The sequence below is a fragment of the Streptomyces phytophilus genome (genome assembly GCF_013870535.1).
Taxonomy (GTDB): domain Bacteria; phylum Actinomycetota; class Actinomycetes; order Streptomycetales; family Streptomycetaceae; genus Streptomyces; species Streptomyces phytophilus.
In genome coordinates this window covers 1-1155 of sequence record NZ_JACBXC010001624.1, presented here as the reverse complement: position 1 = coordinate 1155, position 1155 = coordinate 1, and the positions used below count along the sequence as shown (strand labels likewise).

The 1155-nt window shown below is 74.7% G+C and carries 3 protein-coding genes; all 3 read right to left on the bottom strand.

Features of this window, described 5'->3' with window-relative positions; all coding sequences use genetic code 11:
- Nucleotides 1–257, bottom strand: a 257-nt coding sequence (locus H5J30_RS34725; RefSeq protein ID WP_181791785.1) for an SRPBCC family protein, incomplete at its 3' end; no start/stop codon positions are given.
- Nucleotides 254–673 carry an ArsR/SmtB family transcription factor gene (locus H5J30_RS34720; protein ID WP_181791784.1) on the bottom strand — a complete coding sequence of 140 codons (420 nt, stop codon included), beginning with the start codon at nt 671–673 and terminating at the stop codon, nt 254–256. The genes H5J30_RS34720 and H5J30_RS34725, both read right to left, overlap by 4 nt.
- 27 nt (nt 674–700) lie before the next feature.
- Nucleotides 701–1063: a VOC family protein gene (locus H5J30_RS34715; RefSeq protein WP_181791783.1), complete on the bottom strand. Its 363-nt coding sequence runs from the start codon at nt 1061–1063 to the stop codon at nt 701–703.
- Nucleotides 1064–1155: the final 92 nt, after the last annotated feature.

The window sequence follows — 1155 nt, the reverse complement described above, 5'->3', positions numbered from 1 at the left end:
ACGCGGAGCATCCGCTCCGGTTCGTACGCGAGGACCTCCTCCGCCACCGTGCCCGAGAAGCCGGTGCCGGGGCGGGGGAGTGCCCGCATCGTGGTGCGGTGGCCGACTTCGAGGCGGAAGTCGCCGGGCATGAGCCAGCGGGCGCGCAGCGCGGGCTCGGTGAGGGCCCGCCACACCTTGCGGGGCGGGTGGGGGAGGAAGGCGTCGAGCCGGATCTCGGTGGGGTCGGCGGGCTCGGGAAAGCCGGGGACGCTCATGTCCCCGCCCCGGTGCCGCTCGTACGGTGCGCGGAGTCCGCGGGGGCCGTACGGTCCCCGTCGCCGGCCGCCTCCGGCAGGTCGTCCAGCAGCTCCGCGAGACCCGCCAGCTTCGCCCGCCAGAACCGCTCGTACGGCCCCAGCCAGTCCCGTACCTCCGTCAGCGGCTCCGCCTCCAGCCGGTAGATCCGCTGCCGCCCGGCCCGCTCCTCGCTGACGAGCCCGGCCTCCCGCAGCACCTTCAGGTGCTCCGAGAGGCTGGGCCGCCGCATGTCGAAGTGCGCCGCCAACTGCTGTACGGGCTGGGGGCCCTCGTCGCGCAGCAGCCGCAGCACCTCGCGCCGTACGGGACTGGACAGCGCGCCGAAGACGCGGTCCTCGCCGCGGGTGTCCTCGGCAGTCGGGGTGGCAGGCAAGGCCGCCGTCTCCTCTCTCCGCGGGCGTCAGCCCTCCGCGGAGAGCATGAACCGGTTGCCGTCGGGGTCCTCCAGCGTCGCCTGGCGGCCCCACGGCTGGTCGTCCGGGCCCTCGACCTTAGCGCCCGCGGCGCGCAGGGCGGCGCAGTCGCCGTCGAGGTCGGCGCTGACGAGCGCCGTGCCGTGCACGCTGCCGGGGGTGAAGCCCTGCTCGGCGGCGGCGAGTACGAAGTGGGTCTGCGCGCCCCTGGGCGCGACGGCGAGCCAGCGGACCGGGCCCAGCTGCCGGTCGGCGACGACGTCGAAGCCGAGGGCGTCGGTGTAGAAGGTCTTGGCCCGGTCCTGGTCGGCGACGGGCAGGGTCACGAACTGCGCATGGGTGATGTTCATGGGGCCGATGATACGTAGGAAATTTCCTACGTATCAAGTCGGGCCGGCTGCGGAAGGCGGCGGCGGGCCCGGCGGCCGGGGGGTCTCGTCGC

What these genes read in the sequence shown, in the direction of transcription:
- H5J30_RS34715 (WP_181791783.1), bottom strand. Translation starts at nt 1,063, where the DNA reads ATGAACATCACCCATGCGCAGTTCGTGACCCTGCCCGTCGCCGACCAG.